Annotated in this window: 17 protein-coding genes; 5 read left to right on the forward strand and 12 right to left on the reverse strand. The window is 68.0% G+C overall.

From position 1 onward, the window contains the following. The first annotated feature begins 9 nt into the window (after positions 1–9). Complete coding sequence (locus LJF27_RS16780; RefSeq protein WP_003084082.1) at positions 10–825, forward strand: sugar phosphate isomerase/epimerase family protein; 816 nt, start codon at positions 10–12, stop codon at positions 823–825. A 149-nt stretch (positions 826–974) separates the two neighbouring features. Then, on the forward strand, positions 975–1,853 hold the full coding sequence (locus LJF27_RS16785; RefSeq protein ID WP_003101866.1) for a DMT family transporter: 879 nt from the start codon (positions 975–977) through the stop codon (positions 1,851–1,853). A gap of 25 nt (positions 1,854–1,878) precedes the next feature. Here LJF27_RS16785 and LJF27_RS16790 read toward each other — a convergent pair whose 3' ends face one another. Together LJF27_RS16790 and LJF27_RS16795 are read right to left on the reverse strand one after the other, a co-directional pair. Next, positions 1,879–3,144 (reverse strand): OprD family porin, encoded by a 1,266-nt coding sequence (locus LJF27_RS16790; protein ID WP_003101864.1) that lies wholly within the window; start codon positions 3,142–3,144, stop codon positions 1,879–1,881. Between the two features lie 65 nt (positions 3,145–3,209). Further along, the gene (locus LJF27_RS16795) at positions 3,210–4,535 is read right to left on the reverse strand and encodes an MFS transporter (RefSeq protein WP_023117244.1); all 1,326 of its coding nucleotides are present in this window, start codon (positions 4,533–4,535) and stop codon (positions 3,210–3,212) included. Between the two features lie 545 nt (positions 4,536–5,080). Here LJF27_RS16795 and quiC point away from each other — a divergent pair. Together quiC and LJF27_RS16805 are read left to right on the forward strand one after the other, a co-directional pair. Next, positions 5,081–6,985 carry a 3-dehydroshikimate dehydratase QuiC gene (gene quiC / locus LJF27_RS16800; RefSeq protein ID WP_023117243.1) on the forward strand — a complete coding sequence of 635 codons (1,905 nt, stop codon included), beginning with the start codon at positions 5,081–5,083 and terminating at the stop codon, positions 6,983–6,985. 92 nt (positions 6,986–7,077) lie between these two features. Further along, a complete protein-coding gene (locus LJF27_RS16805) occupies positions 7,078–7,746 on the forward strand; it encodes a TetR/AcrR family transcriptional regulator (protein WP_023117242.1) in 669 nt (222 codons plus the stop codon). 39 nt (positions 7,747–7,785) lie between these two features. Here LJF27_RS16805 and LJF27_RS16810 read toward each other — a convergent pair whose 3' ends face one another. From LJF27_RS16810 to pobA, 4 genes are all read right to left on the reverse strand, one after another. Then, the gene (locus LJF27_RS16810) at positions 7,786–8,640 is read right to left on the reverse strand and encodes a shikimate dehydrogenase (protein WP_023117241.1); all 855 of its coding nucleotides are present in this window, start codon (positions 8,638–8,640) and stop codon (positions 7,786–7,788) included. Continuing rightward, the gene (aroQ, locus tag LJF27_RS16815) at positions 8,637–9,083 is read right to left on the reverse strand and encodes a type II 3-dehydroquinate dehydratase (RefSeq protein WP_003106162.1); all 447 of its coding nucleotides are present in this window, start codon (positions 9,081–9,083) and stop codon (positions 8,637–8,639) included. Before aroQ ends, LJF27_RS16810 begins: the two co-directional genes overlap by 4 nt. Before the next feature lie 116 nt (positions 9,084–9,199). Continuing rightward, the gene (locus LJF27_RS16820; protein WP_023117240.1) at positions 9,200–10,705 is read right to left on the reverse strand and encodes an MDR family MFS transporter; all 1,506 of its coding nucleotides are present in this window, start codon (positions 10,703–10,705) and stop codon (positions 9,200–9,202) included. 174 nt (positions 10,706–10,879) lie between these two features. Next, positions 10,880–12,064, reverse strand: coding sequence for a 4-hydroxybenzoate 3-monooxygenase (gene pobA, locus LJF27_RS16825; protein WP_003121662.1), 1,185 nt, complete (start codon positions 12,062–12,064; stop codon positions 10,880–10,882). 177 nt (positions 12,065–12,241) lie between these two features. Here pobA and LJF27_RS16830 point away from each other — a divergent pair, with 177 nt between their 5' ends. Beyond that, positions 12,242–13,108, forward strand: a complete 867-nt coding sequence (locus tag LJF27_RS16830) for a helix-turn-helix domain-containing protein (RefSeq protein WP_003123837.1) — start codon at positions 12,242–12,244, stop codon at positions 13,106–13,108. Here the strand turns inward: LJF27_RS16830 and LJF27_RS16835 are convergent. From LJF27_RS16835 to hudA, 6 genes are all read right to left on the reverse strand, one after another. After that, positions 13,105–13,551, reverse strand: a complete 447-nt coding sequence (locus tag LJF27_RS16835; RefSeq protein WP_023090236.1) for a GNAT family N-acetyltransferase — start codon at positions 13,549–13,551, stop codon at positions 13,105–13,107. The two genes, LJF27_RS16830 and LJF27_RS16835, sit on opposite strands and share 4 nt — an antisense overlap. Positions 13,552–13,628: 77 nt before the next feature. After that, positions 13,629–14,063 (reverse strand): CBS domain-containing protein, encoded by a 435-nt coding sequence (locus LJF27_RS16840; RefSeq protein WP_003112686.1) that lies wholly within the window; start codon positions 14,061–14,063, stop codon positions 13,629–13,631. 164 nt (positions 14,064–14,227) lie between these two features. After that, positions 14,228–14,869 (reverse strand): suppressor of fused domain protein, encoded by a 642-nt coding sequence (locus tag LJF27_RS16845; RefSeq protein WP_003084105.1) that lies wholly within the window; start codon positions 14,867–14,869, stop codon positions 14,228–14,230. Between the two features lie 267 nt (positions 14,870–15,136). Beyond that, positions 15,137–15,424 carry a hypothetical protein gene (locus tag LJF27_RS16850; RefSeq protein ID WP_025921215.1) on the reverse strand — a complete coding sequence of 96 codons (288 nt, stop codon included), beginning with the start codon at positions 15,422–15,424 and terminating at the stop codon, positions 15,137–15,139. Positions 15,425–15,523: 99 nt separating this feature from the next. Then, on the reverse strand, positions 15,524–15,991 hold the full coding sequence (locus LJF27_RS16855; protein ID WP_078465419.1) for a MarR family winged helix-turn-helix transcriptional regulator: 468 nt from the start codon (positions 15,989–15,991) through the stop codon (positions 15,524–15,526). 40 nt (positions 15,992–16,031) lie between these two features. Beyond that, entirely contained in the window at positions 16,032–17,522 is a 1,491-nt protein-coding gene (gene hudA, locus LJF27_RS16860) for a UbiD family decarboxylase HudA (protein WP_023117237.1), read from the reverse strand. Between the last annotated feature and the right edge of the window lie 56 nt (positions 17,523–17,578).

The raw sequence follows: 17,578 nt of genomic DNA on the forward strand, positions 1-17,578 counted from the left end.
AGGTAGTGCATGGAATCGAGGATTCTTTCCCTGGCGGCGCTCACCGTGCTCGAGCTGTCGCCCCCGGACATGGTCGAGGCTGCCGCCCGCGCCGGCTACAGTCATGTCGGCCTGCGCCTGGTGCCGGCCACCGTGGAAGAGCACCACTATCCGCTGCTGGCCGATGCCGGCCTGCGCCGGCGGACCCTGGCGCGGCTGCGCGACAGCGGAGTGCGCACGCTGGACGTGGAGATCCTGCGCCTGCGTCCGGACACCCGCGTCGGCGAGTTCGCCGCGGTGCTGGAGGTCGGCGCCGAGTTCGGCGCGCGCTATGTGCTGGTGGCCGGCAACGATGACGACGAACGGCGCAGCGCGGACAATTTCGCCGCGTTGTGCGACCTGGCGCGGCCGCTCGGCCTCGACCCGCACCTGGAGTTCATGCCCTGGACCGGGATCCGCGACCTGCGGCAGGCCGCGCGGGTGGTCGAGGCGGCGGCGCGGGATAACGCCGGCCTGTTGCTGGACGCCTTCCATTTCGACCGCTCGGCCAGCAGCCTGGAAGACCTGCGGGCGATCCCGCCTGCGCGCCTGGGCTACGCGCAACTCTGCGATGTCGTCGGGCCGCGTCCGACGTCGATGGACGAAATCCTTCGCCAGGCCCGCGAGGAACGGCGCTTCCCTGGCGATGGCGGGCTCGATCTGCTGGCGCTGCTGCGCGCCTTGCCGGAGAACCTGCCGCTGAGCCTGGAGGTGCCCGCGCTGGATCTGCTCGCGCGCGGCGTGGATGGCGCGGAGCGGGCGCGGCTGGCGATCGAGCGGACCCGGGCGCTGCTCGCCCGCCTGTAGCGCCACCGCGCAGGCAGGTTGCCCGTTTGCATAATGGAACGGGGTTCTATAGTTTCCAAACGTTGAAGCCGATCGTTTCTTTCCTCGATGGCGGGTACCGTCAGAATAAATAGCCTGCTATCGATTTGCCCTGGTGCCCGGACCCTCCGATGAACGCATCCACCTCCCCGCTGCCCGCCAGCGACCAGACCCTGCGCGGCATCCTGCTGATCTGTGCCGCGGTGTTCCTGTTCGCCAGCCACGACGGGTTGTCCAAGTTCCTTTCCGGTTTCTACCCGATCGTCATGGTGGTCTGGGCCCGCTACCTGGTGCACACCCTGTTGATGGTCGCCGTGTTCGTGCCGCGCAACGGCCTCGCGGTGATCCGCAGCCGCCGTCCGCTCATGCAGTTGGCGCGGGCGCTGTGCCTGATCGGCACCAGCCTGTTCTTCACCACCGGCCTGCGCTACCTGCCCTTGGCCGAGGCGACCGCGGTGAACTTCCTGGCACCGCTGCTGGTGACCGCGTTATCCGTGCCGCTGCTGAAGGAGAAGGTCAGCCTCGGCCAATGGCTGGCGGTGCTCACCGGCTTCATCGGCGTGCTCTTCATCGTGCGTCCCGGTGGCGCGCTGTTCACCCCGGCGGCGTTGTTCCCGCTCGGCTCGGCGCTGTGCTTCGGGCTCTACCAACTGCTCACGCGGATGCTCGCCAACAGCGACAGCCCGACCACCAGCAACTTCCTTGCCGGCATCTTCAACACGCTCATCATGAGCCTGCTGGTGCCGTTCTTCTGGCAGACTCCAAGTCTTCTCCACGGCCTGATGATGATCGCCCTGGGCGGTTGCGGCATGGGCGGCCACCTGCTGCTGACCCAGGCCTTCCGCCATGCGCCGCCGGCGACCCTGGCGCCGTTCAGCTATGGCCAGATCATCTTCGCCGGCCTGCTCGGCCTGCTGGTGTTCGGCCACGTGCCGGATGCCTGGGCGCTGCTCGGCATCCTCGTCATCTGCGCCAGCGGCCTGGTGGTCGCCTGGCGCCGTGGCCGCTGAACGCAACGGGGTCGGCGCGTAGGCTTCACAACAGGCTCAGCGGATAGCTGACGATCAGCCGGTTCTCGTCGAAGCGGGTATTGCTGCCCCAGTCGCGGCGCTGGCTGGAGTTGCGCCAGCGGACGTTGAGACGCTTGAAGGCGCCGCTCTGCAGCGTGTAGCCCAGCTCGCTCTCGCGTCCCCATTCGCTGCCGTCGTCGGTGACTCCGGCCAGGCGCACATGGTCGCCATGCAGGTAGCGGGTCATGAAGGTCAGGCCGGGTAGGCCGAGGCCAACGAAGTCGAAGTCGTAGCGCAGTTGCCAGGAGCGCTCGCCGGGATTGTCGTAGCTGGCGTTGTAGCTGTCGTTGGCCAGGGTTCCGCCGCTGGTGCCGTTGACCCGCATCCAGCCGTCGTCGCCACTGACCTTCTGCAGGCCGAGATAGAGGGTATGCAGCCCGTAGCGCGCGGAGAACAGCGCGGAAACGGTGCGGTTATCGAGCTTGCCGGCGCGCGCGCTGCCAGCGTCGCGGCCACGGAATCCGCCGAGGTTGGCGCCCAGCAGCCAGTCGCCGAGCGGCTGGCTGTGTTGCAGTTGCAGGTACTGTTGGCGGTAGATGTCCTTCAGCTCGGCGTTCCACAGGCCGAGCAGGCTGCGTTCGCCATTGAAGCGATATTCGCCGCCGGCGAAATCGAAGCGGTCGGAAGTGGCGGCTGGCCGGCCGAACAGCGACATGTCCTGCATGCTTGCGTCGTTGCGCGGGCTGTTGCCGCGGAACTGGCCGGCGTAGAGGGTCAGGCCGGCGATCTCGTTGGCGCTGAGCTGGCCGCCGCGGAAGGTCTGCGGCAGCGAGCGGCCATCGTCGGAGCGGAGGATCGGCAGCACCGGCATCCATTCGCCGATCTTCAGTTCGCTGTTCGAGACGCGCAGCTTGCCGGCCACCGCCAGGCGTCCGAAGTCGTCGGCCGGGCGGCCGTCGTCGTGGATCGGCAGCAGTTGGGTGCCGGCCGTTCCCTTGCCGCCATCCAGCTTCAGGCTGTAGAGACCGAGGACATCGAGGCCGAAGCCGACGCTGCCCTGGGTGAAGCCGGAGCGGGCGTCGAGGATGAAGCTCTGCGTCCACTCCTCGGCCTTGCCCTGGCTGGCATCGCCGACGAAGTTGCGGTGCAGGTGGAAATTGCGCGCGGTGAGGCTGGCCTTGGCGTCTTCGAGGAAACCTTGCCCGGCGTGGACGTGCCCGGCATGGACTGGCAGGCCGGCGCCCAGGCAGAGGGAAGCGCAGAGCGCGCGGACGTGGCTCGGGTGCGACATGGGTGTGTCCCTTCGTTCTTGTTCTCTAGGCAGGGAGGTGCCCGGCGAGCGCCGGGCGCTTGGACTCAGGCTTCGATCCGGCGCGGAGCCATGAAGTACAGCCAGGTCAGGGCGATGAAGTACATCGCCGGGATCATGGTGAAGAGCACCGCGTAGTTGTTGTTCGTCGCGGTCAGTACGCCGCCGACGATCTGGGTCATGAACATCCCGCCCAGCGCCGCGCACATGCCGCCGAAGCCGAACACCGTGCTCATCAGGTGCTTGGGCGTGTAGTCCATCACCAGGCTCCAGATGTTCGCCGTCCACGCCTGGTGCGCGCCGACCGCCAGGGCGATGGCCAGCACGGCGATCCACAGGCCGCTGGCGTTGGCGGCGAACACCACGCCGACGATGGTGCAGGCGAACAGCAGCATCGATAGCAGGCGCGCGCGGATCGCCGGCATGCCGCGGCCGATCAGCCAGGACGAAAGGATGCCGCCGCCGACGCTGCCGAAGTCGGCGGTCAACCAGATCAGGATCAGCGGGATGCCCATCTGCGTCACGCTGATGCCCAGGCCGTACTGCTGGTTGAGGAACGGCGGCAGCCAGTAGAGGTAGAACCAGAACACCGGCGCGGTGATCGAGTAGGCCAGGGCGAAGGCCCAGGTGCCGCGGCGGCGGAGAATCTGCGAGAAGGGCACGCGGGTGGCGGGCGGCTCCTCCTGCTGCTGGATGTATTCCAGCTCGCTCTGCTTCACCCGCGGATGCTCCTCGGGGTTGTAGTAGTTGCGCCACCAGAACACCAGCCAGACCATGCCCAGCGCCGACATGCAGAGGAACGCCGCCTGCCAGCCCCAGACGCCGAGGATCAGCGGCAACAGGGCCGGGGTGACCATCGCGCCCACATTGGTGCCGGCGTTGAAGATGCCGGTGGCCACCGCCCGTTCCCCGGCGGGGAACCACAGGCGGGTGGTCTTCACGCAGGCCGGGTAGTTGGCCGCCTCGGTCAGGCCAAGGATGAAGCGACAGACCATGAAGCCCGCCGCCGAGGTCGCCAGGCCGTGGGCGCCGGTGGCCAGGCTCCAGAGCAACACGGCGAGGAAGAACGCGCGCTTGACCCCGACCTTGTCGATGAAGCGGCCCTGGAGGATGAAGCCGATGGCGTAGCCGACCTGGAACCAGAAGTTGATGTTGGCGTAGTCCATCGCCGTCCAGCTCATCTTCTCGGCCAGGATCGGCTGCATCACGCCGAGGGCGGCGCGATCGATGTAGTTCAGGGTGGTGGCGAAGAACACCAGGGCGAGCATGCCCCAGCGCGTCCGGCCGACGGCGAAGGCGTTGCGGATCCTGCCGCCGCGGGATTCCCGCGGGGCGTCGGCGGCGAGCAGTCGAGAGCTGGAAGAGTGGATCATTGACGGGGCCATCCTTTCGGCGGCCGGCGCCTGGGCGCCCGGCCTGGATTTGTCGTTCTGGGTTGCACGCGGGCGGGCCAGGGGCCGCGCCGGTGTCAGCGGGCCAGGGGCGGTCGGGCCGGACGAGCGGCCAGCGGACGGGATGGAGGGCGGACGGAGAGGTCGGCGATGGACATGAGCGGGTACCCGATTCTTGAAATTGTTATGTCGCGTGGGTTGCGCAGGTGCCCGGAAAGAAGCGCGGAGCGCTTCCGGCAGATCGGGACGGCCTGCACGGGTGGCAGCGATGGTGCGTGATTGGTTGAAAAAGCGTCAATTCGATAATCGTGCTTCCGTTCGATATTCGAACGGAATACTAACCAGTTCGTACATTTTGCGTTGCCCGGCAGTTGGCGCAAACCAATAATCGGCTTGCCGGGCGAGCGGTCTCAGCGACCCGAAGTGGCTTCCCGGCGCATCCCGCGCGGGCTATCCGCGCCTCCGCCGTTCCGCCGCCGGCCCTCGCGCGGCGCCAGGCGCCGTAGGGCGCATTGAGGAGTCGAAGCATGCAGCGTTCGATCGCCACCGTATCCCTGAGCGGCACCCTGCCGGAAAAGCTCGAGGCCATCGCCGCCGCCGGTTTCGACGGGGTGGAAATCTTCGAGAACGACCTGCTTCATTACGACGGCAGCCCGCGCGACGTACGCCGGCTGTGTGCCGACCTGGGCCTGGAGATCCTGCTGTTCCAGCCGTTCCGCGACTTCGAGGGCTGCCGCCGGGAACGCCTGGGGCGAAACCTGGAGCGCGCCGAACGCAAGTTCGACCTGATGCAGGAACTCGGCACCGACCTGGTGCTGGTGTGCAGCAACGTCGCTGCCGATGCCCTCGGCGAACCGGCGCTGCTGGCCGATGACCTCCGGCAGCTGGCCGAGCGCGCCGCCGTCCGCGGCCTGCGCATCGGCTACGAGGCGCTGGCCTGGGGGCGCCAGGTGAACACCTGGGAGCAGGCCTGGGACCTGGTGCGGCGGGCCGACCAGGCGAACCTCGGGCTGATCCTCGACAGCTTCCACACCCTCTCGCTGGACGGCGATCCCCGCGGCATCGCCGATCTTCCGGGGGAAAAGATCTTCTTCGTGCAGATGGCCGACGCGCCCTTGCTGGCAATGGACGTGCTGGAATGGAGCCGGCACTTCCGCTGCTTCCCGGGTCAGGGCGGCTTCGACCTGGCAGGCTTCCTCGCGCCGGTCGTCGCGTCCGGCTATCGCGGTCCGCTGTCGCTGGAGGTCTTCAACGACGGCTTCCGCGCCGCGCCGACCCGCGCCAACGCCGTCGACGGCCTGCGCTCGCTGCTCTACCTCGAGGAGAAGACCCGCGAGCACCTGCAACGCCAGACGCCGCACGTGGCGGTGGACGAGCTGTTCGCGCCGCCGCCGGCGAGCCTCTGCGACGGCATCGAGTTCCTCGAGTTCGCCGTCGACGAGACGCTCGGCGCGCGCCTTGGCCAGTGGTTGCAACGACTGGGCTTCGCCAGGGCCGGCGAGCACCGTTCGAAGAATGTCAGCCTGTTGCGCCAGGGCGACATCAACCTGGTACTGAACGCCGAGCCCTATTCCTTCGCCCACGGTTTCTTCGAGGCCCACGGACCGTCCTTGTGCGCCACCGCGCTGCGCGTGCGTGACGCCGGCCAGGCGCTGGAGCGCGCTCGTGCGTACGGAGGCCAGCCGTACCGCGGACTGCTCGGCCCCAACGAGCGGGAAATCCCGGCGGTGCGCGCCCTCGACGGCAGCCTGCTGTATCTGGTCGAGCGGCACACCGAGGGCCGCAGCATCTACGACAGCGACTTCGTGACGAACGACGCCGACACCTCCGGCCTCGGCCTGCGACGCGTCGACCACGTGGCCCTGGCGCTGCCCGCCGAAGGCCTGGACAGCTGGGTGCTGTTCTACAAGAGCCTGTTCGACTTCGGCGCCGATGACGAGGTGGTGCTGCCCGACCCCTATGGCCTGGTCACCAGCCGTGCCGTGCGTAGCCCCTGCGGCAGCGTGCGCCTGCCGCTGAACATTTCCGAGGACCGCAACACCGCCATCGCCCGATCGCTGTCCAGCTATCGCGGTTCCGGCGTGCACCACATCGCCTTCGATTGCGCCGACATCTTCGCCGCCGTGGCCCAGGCCAAGGAGGCCGGGGTCGCGCTGCTGGAAATCCCGCTGAACTATTACGACGACCTCGCCGCGCGCTTCGACTTCGACGACGAGTTCCTCAGCGAACTGGCCTACTACAACGTTCTCTACGACCGCGACGCCCAGGGCGGCGAGCTGTTCCATGTGTTCACCGAGCCGTTCGAGGAACGCTTCTTCTTCGAGATCCTCCAGCGCCGCCACGGCTACGCCGGCTACGGCGCGGCCAACGTGCCGGTGCGCCTGGCGGCGATGGCGCAAGCGCGGCGGGGTGTGCGCCGGGCCAAGCTGTGAGAATTGTCGGGGCTCCGGCAGGTGCTCTTCCTACAGCCGGGCGGGCCCCGCATAATCGGCCGCAATTCCCGCCGGCCACGAGTGAGTCACCGATGTCCAAGCCTGATCACGCCCTCGTGGAGGAATCCGCTCCGCGCGGCAAGGGACGCAAGAACAATCCCGAGAAGACCCGCCAGGACATCCTCCGCGCCGCCATCGACGAGTTCGTCGCCCAGGGCCTCTCGGGTGCGCGGGTCGACGCCATCGCCGAGCGCACGCATACCTCGAAGCGGATGATCTATTACTACTTCGGCAGCAAGGAGCAGCTCTACCAGGCCGTGCTGGAGAAGCTCTACAGCGACATCCGCGGTATCGAGGGCACCCTGCGGCTGGGTGCGCTGCCTCCGGCCAAGGCGATGGAGAAGCTGGTGGAGTTCAGCTTCGACTACCACGACCGGCACGTGGATTTCGTGCGCATCATCAGCATCGAGAACATCCACAAGGGCGAGCACATCGCCAGCAGCGAGCTGGTGCAGAGCGTCAACAGCTCGATCGTCCAGAGCATCGCCGAGATTCTCCGCCGCGGCGAAGCGGAAGGGGTGTTCCGCGCCGGGCTGGAGGCGCTCGACGTGCACATGTTGATCAGTTCGTTCTGCTTCTACCGGGTGTCCAATCGCTACACCGTGTCGCGGATCTTCCGCACCGACCTGCACGACGCCGAGGTTCGCCAGCGGCATCGGCGGATGATCGGCGAGGCGGTATTGCGCTACATCCGTGCCTGACTGCCGTCCCCTCTCCCCTTGGCGGGAGAGAGGTGCCATTCAGTCGTCCAGGCTGGCGAAGTGCGCCTGCATGCGCGCGGCGTCGGCCGCCACCCCGCTGAACAGTTCGAATGCCTTCACCGCCTGGAACACCGCCATGGTGCCGCCGTCCAGTGTGCGGCAGCCGAGGGCGCGGGCCTGGCGCAGCAGCTCGGTTTCCAGCGGAAAGTAGATCACCTCGGCGACCCACAGGTCGGCGCGCAACAGTTCCGCCGGCACCGGCATGCCGGGTAGCTTGGCCATGCCCACCGGGGTGGTGTTGACCAATCCCTGGGCGTCGCCCAGGGCGCCGGCCAGGTCGCTGCCGGCGAGCGCTCGTGGCGCGCCGAAGTGCTGGTTGAGGTTGTCCGCGAGGGCCTGGGCCCGCGCCGGGTCGACGTCGAACAGGACCAGCCGCTCGACGCCCTCGGCGAGCAGCGCATGGGCCACTGCCGCGCCGGCGCCGCCCGCGCCCATCTGCACCACGCGCTGGCGCGGCGCGTCGGCCAGGCCGCGCCGAAAGCCCTCGGCGAAGCCCAGGCAGTCGGTGTTGTGGCCGATGCGCCGGCCATCGCGCAGCACCACGGTGTTCACCGCGCCGATGCCGCGTGCCTCGGCGGAGAGGTCGTCGAGCAGGGGGATGATCGCCTGCTTGCAGGGGAAGGTGACGTTCAGCCCGGTGAAGCCGAGGTCGCTGGCGGCGGCGAGCAGGAACTCCAGGTCGTCCGCCGACTTGCCCAGCGGGTCGAGATCGATCAGCCGGTACAGATAGCGGATGCCCTGGGCGTCGCCCTCGCGCTCGTGCAGGGCCGGGGTCCGCGACGCCTGGATGCCGGCACCGATCAGGCCGGCGAGAACCGATCGCGGCGCGCTCATGCGGCCGCCTCGAAACGCTCGGCGAAATGTTCCAGGGCCAGGCGGTAGCCGAGGCTGCCGAATCCGCAGATCACTCCCAGCGCCACCGGCGAGACGTAGGAGTGGTGGCGGAACGCTTCGCGCTGGTGGACGTTGGACAGGTGCACTTCGACCACCGGCAGTTCCACCGCGGCCAGGGCGTCGCGCAGCGCCACCGAGGTGTGGGTCCAGGCGGCGGGGTTGATGACGATGCCGGCGACCCGGCCGCGGGCCTGGTGGATCCAGTCGAGCAGTTGGCCTTCCTGGTTGGTCTGGCGGAAGTCCACGGCGAAGCCGCGCGTCTCGGCGAAGGCCGCGCATTCGTCGGCGATTTCGCCCAGGGTCCGCCGGCCGTAGGTCTGTGGCTCGCGGGTGCCGAGCAGATTCAGGTTGGGGCCGTTCAGGACCAGTACCGTGCGCGTCATGGCGCAGCCTCCACAGCAATGATGTCATCGATGCCGGGAAAATGTACCGAACGGTTACTTTTGTAAACCGGACGCCGTCGCCGACGGGACGAAAGCGTTCGATTATCGGCGTCCGCTCACTCGCCTGCCGTCGGTTGCGTCGCGCCGCGGCCGCGCAGGGTCATGTCGGGCAGTGCCGAGGCCACCGCCAGGCCGAGCAGCGCCACCGCCGCGTTGACCAGGAAGAGCACCTTGAAGGCATCCGCGAGGACATGCTGGAGGATCACCCGGGCCGGCCCGCTGGCGGCGTCCAGGCTGCTCAGCAGGGCGCTCTCGGAAAAGCCCTGGTCGAGCCCGCCGCCGATCCGCAGGTGCTTGAGCAGGGCCAGCAGGATCGCCGACATCAGCGCCACCCCGACTGCCCCGCCGAGGGAGCGGAACAACGTCGCGTTGCTGGTGGCGACGCCGATGTGGCGTTGCTCCACGGCGTTCTGCGCGGCCACCAGGCTGGTCGGGAACTGGGTACCGATGGCGATCCCGGTGAGCAGCATGCACAGCCCGGACAGCCAGTGGTCGCCGACCGGGACCAGGGCCAGGCCGGCGATGCCGCAGGGCAACAGGACGGCGCCGAGCAGGGTCAGCGGCTTGTAGCGTCCCAGGCTGGCGGTCAGCCGCCCGCAGCAGTACGCGCCCAGCGGCAGGCCCATGACCAGCGGCAGCAGATGCAGCGCGGCGCTGTCGGCGCCGGCGCCGGTAACGCTCTGGTAGCGCAGCGGTACCAGCACGGTCAGCGAGATGGCCTGGAAGCTGGCGAAGAACGCAACCAGCCAACTGAGGGTGGCGGCGCGGACGGCGAACAGTTGCATCGGCACCAGCGGTTCGCGGAAGCGCCGCTCCTGGGCGACGAACAGCAGCAGGGCGAGCGCCGCCAGGGCGAACAGGCCGAGCAGCGCAGGGTCGCTCCAGGCTGCGCCCTGGCCGATCTGGGTGATGGCCAGGAGCAGCGCGGTGAGGCCCACCACCATCAGCACGATGCCCAGGTAGTCGATCACCGGTTGCCGGCGCGGCACCGGCAGGCCGACCAGGGTTCGCCGCGAGATGGCCAGCGCGAGAAGGCCGATCGGCAGGTTGATCCAGAATACCCAGCGCCACGACAGGTACTCGGTGAGCAGGCCCCCGAGCACCGGGCCGGCGACGCTGGCGATGGCGTACATGCTGCTGAAGTAACCCTGGTAGCGGCCGCGCTCGCGCGGCGGGACGATGTCGCCGATGATCGCCTGGCTCACCGCCATCAGCCCGCCCGCGCCGATCCCCTGCAGCACTCGCGCCAGCACCAGTTGGCCCATGCTCTGCGCGAGCCCGCAAAGCAGCGAGGCGGCGGTGAACACGACGATGGCGAAGAGCATCAGACGGCGGCGGCGGTAGAGGTCGCCGAGCTTGCCGTAGATCGGCATCGATACGGTCATCGCCACCATGTAGGCCGAGATCACCCAGGCCAGCAGGTCGAGGTCGGCGAAGTCGGCCGAGATCGCCGGCAGGGAGACGGCGACGATGGTCTGGTCGAGGGCGCTGAGGAAGATCGACAGCATCAGGCCGGCGAGGACGGTACGGACGGCGGGCGGGTTCTGGGCGAGATCGGACAAGACGGCACCTGGGGCGGACGGAACGCGAAGGCAGCGGGCATCATACTGCGCCTGGGGTAGGACAGGTGCCGGGGAGAATCGATCCGTGGGCCGTCTTTCGTCGATATTCGCCTGCGCCAACGTTGCGTCCCGCCTTGGGAAAGGTGCCCCGGCGTTGCGCCGGGGTGGCGCGGCCTACTCGATTTCCTCGTAGGGCAGGCCGACATAGTTCTCGGCGATGGTCGCCAGGCCCGCCTCGGAGCCCAGGTAGTACTCCAGTTCGGTCTGCTGGATGCGCTGGCTGAACGCGTCGGTGTCGGGGAAGCGATGCAGCACCGAAGTCATCCACCAGGAGAAGCGTTCGGCCTTCCAGATCCGCCGCAGGCAGATTGCCGAGTAGCGTTCCAGCAGTTCGCCGCGCCCTTCGCGGTAGGCCTTCAGCAGCAGCCGGTAGAGCGTGCTGACGTCGCTGGCGGCCAGGTTCAGTCCCTTGGCGCCGGTGGGCGGCACGATGTGCGCGGCGTCGCCGGCGAGGAACAGCCGGCCATGCTGCATCGGCTCGACCACGAAGCTGCGCAGCGGCGCGATGCTCTTCTCCAGCGAAGGTCCGGTCACCAGTTTCTCCGCCACCTCGGACGGGAGTCGCGCCTTCAGTTCCGTCCAGAAGCGCTCGTCGGACCAGTCCTCGACCTTCTCCGACAATGGCACCTGCACGTAGTAGCGGCTGCGGGTGGCCGAACGCTGGCTGCACAGGGCGAAGCCGCGCGGATGGTTGGCGTAGATCAGTTCGTGGCTGACCGGCGGGGTGTCGGCGAGCAGGCCGAGCCAGCCGAACGGATAGACCCGCTCGAAGACCTTCAGCCGCTCCGCCGGGATCGATTGCCGCGAGATGCCGTGGAAGCCATCGCAGCCGGCGATGTAGTCGCAATCCAGGCGCAGCCGTTCGCCGTCGCGTTCGAAGGTCACGTAGGGGCGCTCACCTTGCAGGTCGTGCAGGCGCACCTCGGCGGCCTGGTAGACGGTAGTGGCGCCGCAGGCTTCGCGGGCCTCCATGAGGTCGCGGGTGACCTCGGTCTGGCCGTAGACCATCACCGTCTTGCCGCCGCTCAGGCGCTTCAGGTCGATGCGCCGGCGCTGCCCGGCGAAGGCGATCTCCACGCCTTCGTGGACCAGCCCGTCGCGCGCCATGCGCCGGTCGACGCCGGCCTCGCGCAGCAGGTCGACCATACCCTGTTCCAGCACGCCGGCGCGGATGCGGCCGAGCACGTAGTCCGGGGTCTGGCGTTCGAGGATCACGTTGTCGATGCCGGCCTTGTGCAGCAACTGGCCGAGCAGGAGGCCGGACGGACCGGCGCCGATGATGGCGACTTGAGTCTTCATTGCGGATAGCCCTCTCGCTGTTATGGCTGGCCGGCGGCGCATGCGCCGGCGCTGATCTTGTCTGGAGGTGGCTGTATTTTTGTTTGCCGTGGAGTGCTATAGAAGGCAAATTGCCGATCTATTTCTGGACTTTTATAAAGTCTGTTCGGCAATCGGCCATTTCGCTCGGAGGGCTCGATGACGGATTCCATCCGCGACGTCCCGGTGTTCAAGCTCTACGGCGCTCCCCTCGAATGGCCGACCCCGGACCTGCTGCACTGCGAGTCGATCCCCGCCCGCAGTCGCCTGCACGACTGGGAGATCAAGCCGCACCGGCACGCCGATCTCGCTCAGTTGCTCTACGTGCGCAAGGGCTGGGCGCAGCTCCAGGTCGAGGGCGAGCCGACTCGCGTCGAGCAGCCTTCCATCCAGTTCGTACCGCCGTTGTGCATCCATGGCTTCCAGTTCTCCGAGCGCATCGACGGCTACGTGCTGACGCTCGCCGCACCGTTGCTGGCCCGCTTGCAGGCGCACCTCGGCGCGCAGCGCCAGGCGCTGGAGGCGCCGGGGTTGTACCCGGTGGGCGCGGACCGGCGCTATATCGACACGCTGTTCGACGCCATAGACGGCGAGTACGCCGGCGCTGCGCCGGCGCGCGAGCTGTTGTTGCAGTCGCTGATCGGCGTGCTGGCGGTATGGCTGGGGCGGCAGGTGATGGTCCGGCGGGCGGAGGCACGGCCGGGTCGTGGTCAGGAATACCTATCGGCCTTTTCGCAACTGGTCGAGCGGCATTTCCGCGAGCACCTGGGAATCGACGAGTACGCGCGTCGCCTGGGCATCTCCCCGGCACACCTGAACAGCGTGGCGCGCCGCCTCAGCGGGCAGACCGCACTGGGCATCGTGCACCAGCGCCTGCTGCTGGAGGCCAAGCGCGACCTGGTCTACACGGCGATGACGGTGAACGAGATCGCCGACCGCCTCGGCTTCAGCGAGCCGGCCTACTTCACCCGTTTCTTCAAGCGCCTGAGCGGCGTCTCGCCGAGCGCTTTCCGCAAGGGCGACTAGTGTTCGCGGCGCAACTGGACGATCTCCAGCGCGCGTCCCTCGTCATCACGCGGGCGTCGGCCGCTCTCGACGAAGCCGCAGCGCGCGTAGAACCCCAGCGCCTCGCGGTTGGCGGCGTAGACCTCGACTTCCAGCGCGCCCTTCAGGGTTGCCGCGTGCTCCACCAGTTGCCGGCCGATCCCGCGCCCGTGGGCCGTCGGGGCGACGAACAGGCCGCCGATGAAGGCATCGAGCAGGCCGATGAAGCCCAGCGGCGTATCGCCGTCCAGCGCCAGCCAGGTTTCCGAGGCATCCAGATAATGATCGCGAACCAGTGCCTTCTGCTTCTGCAACTCGGCTTCGCCGAGGAAACCGTGGCCGACGCGCGAGGCCTCCAGCCAGATGGCCAGGGTGGCATCGCGGTCGGCGGGAATGTAGCGGCGGATTTTCAGCGGAGAGGACATGGCGGCGGCTCGCAACGGGAACAGCCGCGGATTATCGCGTGAGCCGGCGGGAAAAGGGTAGGTCCGGCATGTACGCTTCAGTCGCCGCGGATGTACTGTTCCAGTTGCTGGATCAGCTCGGCCTGCTCGGCGATCGCCGCCTTGACCAGGTCGCCGATGGACAGCAGGCCGAGCAACTGGCCGTCTTCCACGACCGGCAGGTGGCGCAGGTGGCGATCGGTCATCAGGTTCATGCAGGTGTCGACGCTCTGCTTCGAGTCCACGCTGACCACCGGCGCGCTCATGATCGCGCTGATCGGCGTACCGATGGACGAACGGCCCTTGAGGACCATCTTGCGCGCATAGTCGCGCTCGCTGACCACCCCTACCACCTCGCCATGGTTCACCACCAGCAGCGCGCCGATGTTCTTTTCCGCCATCAGGCGCAGGGCGTCGAGCACCATCTCGTCCGCTCCGATGGTGTACACCTGCTGGTTCTGCTTGGCGTTCAACAGTTGTGCCACGGTTTTCATACGCGCCCCTCCGGAGCCGTTCTCACGTCCAGCAAGAATCGTAGACGGCGAGCGGATCGGCAAGCGGGGAAAACGGCATCGAACCGATTGAAAAACGTCATCGCCGGCTTCCCCGACGAAGGTAGGGCCTGGCGACGGGCCTCTTGCTCCGGTTGCCCGGCGACCTAATGCAGTATCCGCTCGAACCCTTCCGGACGTTGGCCGGTGACGTAGCAATGGCGATGCCGGTCGAGGCTGAGCGGATGTCCGGCGTCGTTCAGCACTTCGGCGATGCCTTCCAGGTGCTTGTTCACTTTCACCTGGTATTCCTGCTCGGTCAGCGGCACGACCCAGAGCAGGTCGACCGGATGGGCGGACAGGTCGAAACCGTCGAACAGGGCGGCATCTTCGCCCAGCGGGGTCGGCAGGAGAAGGAAGTGACGCAGCAGGCTGTGCTCGTAGAGCGGGAAACCGAATGCCACGCTGTGTCCGTGGCCGAGGGCCAGGCGTTCGTGGAACGGCAGGCCGGCGAGCCACTGCAGGTGGCGCAGGTCCTCACCGCCGAGGACGTCAAGGTAGCAGATCAGCTCGCTCGACCAGCGCGCGCTGCCCATATAGGGCGCGAAGTGCATCCGTGCCTGGCTCATCCCCGCGGTGATCACCACGTGGTGCGGGCGCCGGCTGCTTTCCAGGCGGTAGCCGAACACCGCCATTTCCGGTGCTGTCACGCAGTGCCTCCAGAAGTCACGGCAGTCCAGGACGATGCTCGGCGCACAGCCGAAATGGTCGTCGTATTTCTCGCGCAGCCGGGCGATGTAGTCGTTCATCTTCAGTCCTCGGAGTGGGGCGGGTAGGGCCGGACATGGGCAGGCGCCGGGGGCGCGTCCGTTGCCATGCGAGGGCAATCCAGTCATGGCCGATCCTCGTTGCCGTTGGGTGACCAATGGAATGCGAACGGCGACTGCCGAGAAATCGGCTCGTTCCGAGAGAGGCGAGAGGCTTTCCTTCTTGGTGCGTAGGAAAGCGCTGAGGGCAGTTGAGGGTATCTGTCGGGAACGGAAAAAAGCCCGTCGGGAACGGGCGAAGAGGGAAGCTTACCAGGGCAGCGGGAAGTGGCCTTCCGCGCGCAGGTAGTCAGGATCGGGGGTGAACGGGTCGATCTTCTGCCGCTCGCTGCAACCCTGGCGTTCGCAGTCCCGCAGGCGCTGCAACGGCGAGCGGTCGTCGCGCTGGATGCGGATGCCCGTGGCCGGCGCGCTGTCGGAAAGGCTGTAGCTGCGGCCGCTCTCGCAACCGGGCAGGATCAGGCAAAGGCAGAGGAGCAGGGTGGTGTGCGGGGGTCGTGGCATTGCGGGTCGAATGGGCTTGCGAAGGTCGCCCATGCTATCAATCGGCCAGCAAATGTGGGGCCGGATGGACAGTCCATGACCGGGATGAGAGTTGCTTCGCAAACCCGGAAATGCCCTCGAAAGGCTATTGCGTCACGCGGGAAAGCCGTCGAAGGCCCGTAGCAACTTGCCCAGGGCGAGGGTCAGCGCCTCTTCTTCCGGGCCGGCGCCGAGAGCCGCCAGCAGCCTTTCGTCGAGCCCTGCGACCTGTGCCAGGGCCTGCTCGAACACCGCCTGTGCCGCGGGGCTGCGGCGCACCAGCACGGCGCGACCGTCGTCCGGGTCCGGCAGGCGGCTGACCCAGCCGCGCCGCACCAGCCGTTCGATGGTCCGGCCCAGCGCGGTGCGGTCGGTCTGCGAGTGCTCGATGAGCACGCTCATCGGCACGTCACCGTCGAAGGCGTGGATGATCCGCAACGCACGCCATTCATGCAGCCCCAGTTCGAGAGGGGCAAGCAGGGCGGTGAGTTGCCGTTCGCGCTGGCGGACGATCTCCGTCATCAGGTACAGCGGGCCTTGGGGCAGCCCCAGTGCGTTCGTCTCGGTCATTGGCCCGGTCACCTTCCTCGATCCTCTTTCGCCAGGGCGGGGATTGTAGCGCTCAGGCGTCGGCGAATCCGTAGTCGCTCCAGCGTTCTTCGACTCGCCTGCGCAGCGCCGTCGGATAGGCGTGGCGGAACGACGCCGTAGCGGCACGCATTTGCCCGGCGAACTGTTCCGGGTACAGGCAGTTGATCACCAGCCGACCGCCGCTGCCTCGTGTCTTGTCCTCGGCATCGAGGTAGGGAACCATCGGGAAGTCACGGATCTGCGGGAAGGCGAAATGGTCGTGCAGCGGATGCGCGCGGGTCGCCAGCGCCCATACCACCTGGTCGATCTCGGTGACGTCGATGTCGTTGCCGACCAGGATCAGCTTCGGCACCAGGTGTCCGGCATGCGAGCCGAAGACGGTCTCGGCGACCCGTGCGGCGAAGGCCGCGGCGTCGGTGCCCAGGGCCGCCAGGCGCTGCACGTCGATCGACAGCACGGCCCAGCAGGTCGCCGCCTCGTAGGAGCACCAGACCATGTCCACCGGCAGTCCGGCGTTCTGCGCCACGTCCAGCAGTTGCGCGGAAATCATGGTGCCCCAGATGGTGTGGTTTTCCTCCGGTGGCGTGCCGGCGACGCAGATCGGCAGGACCGGCTGGTCGCGGAAGCTCAGCGCATGGACGTGGAACAGCGGCTGCGGCTTGCCGATGGGGAAGGAATAGCCGTGGTATTCGCCCATCGGGCCTTCCAGCGCGGTTTCGTCGAGGCTGATCTCGCCCTCCAGGACGATCTCGGCATTGGCCGGAACCCACAGGCCGTTGGTCTGCGTGCGCACCACCTCCACCGGCTCGCCGACCAGGGCGCCTACGTAGCCGGCTTCGCTGACCCCCTCCGGCAACGGCATGCCGGCCGCCGCGAGTGCCGCCGGCGGTGCGCCGAGGGCCATCGCCCAGGGCGTCGGCTTGCCCAGGCGGCGCCATTGCTCGCGGATGATGCCGATGTGCTGGGTGGGAATGGTCGGACCCGCCAGGGTGTTGCGGTCCACCAGCATCAGCCGGCCCACCGACCAACTGTCCCAACTGCCGTCCGGCGTCTGTACCACGTGGAAACCGTAGGTGCCGAAATAGCGCCCGCCGTCCTGCTCATGGAGCAAGGGAACCGGGAAGCGGGTCAGGTCCACCTGCTCGCCGAGCCAGACGTTTTCCTGCACCGGCCCGCGCTCCAGCCGGCGCGGCGCGATCGGTTCCGCGCGCATCGCGGCGCGCAGCATGGCCACGATGTCCCGCGGCCCGCTGTGTTCCGGCAGGCCGAAATGCAGCGCCAGGCGCGAATGGGCGCGGGCCCTGTCGGCGCGCAGGCCGGCCGGCGCGCCCAGTACCCGCGCGCCGGGCAGGCTGTCGCGGATGTTGTGGAACAGCGGGGCGGGTGCGCGGCGTTCGTAGACCCGGCGGGTGATGGCGCCGATCTCCAGGTTGGCGTCGACCTCGGTGTGCACGTCCACCAGGTCACCCTGGCGACGCAGGTGGTCGACGAAGTGGCGGAAATCCAGGGCGCTGCGGTTCATCGGCTCGCCACTCCATATAAGTGCGTGTGCACGCATCCTATTGAATGGTTCCAGGC

Source organism: Pseudomonas sp. 203-8 (assembly GCF_020708595.1).
GTDB lineage: Bacteria > Pseudomonadota > Gammaproteobacteria > Pseudomonadales > Pseudomonadaceae > Pseudomonas > Pseudomonas aeruginosa.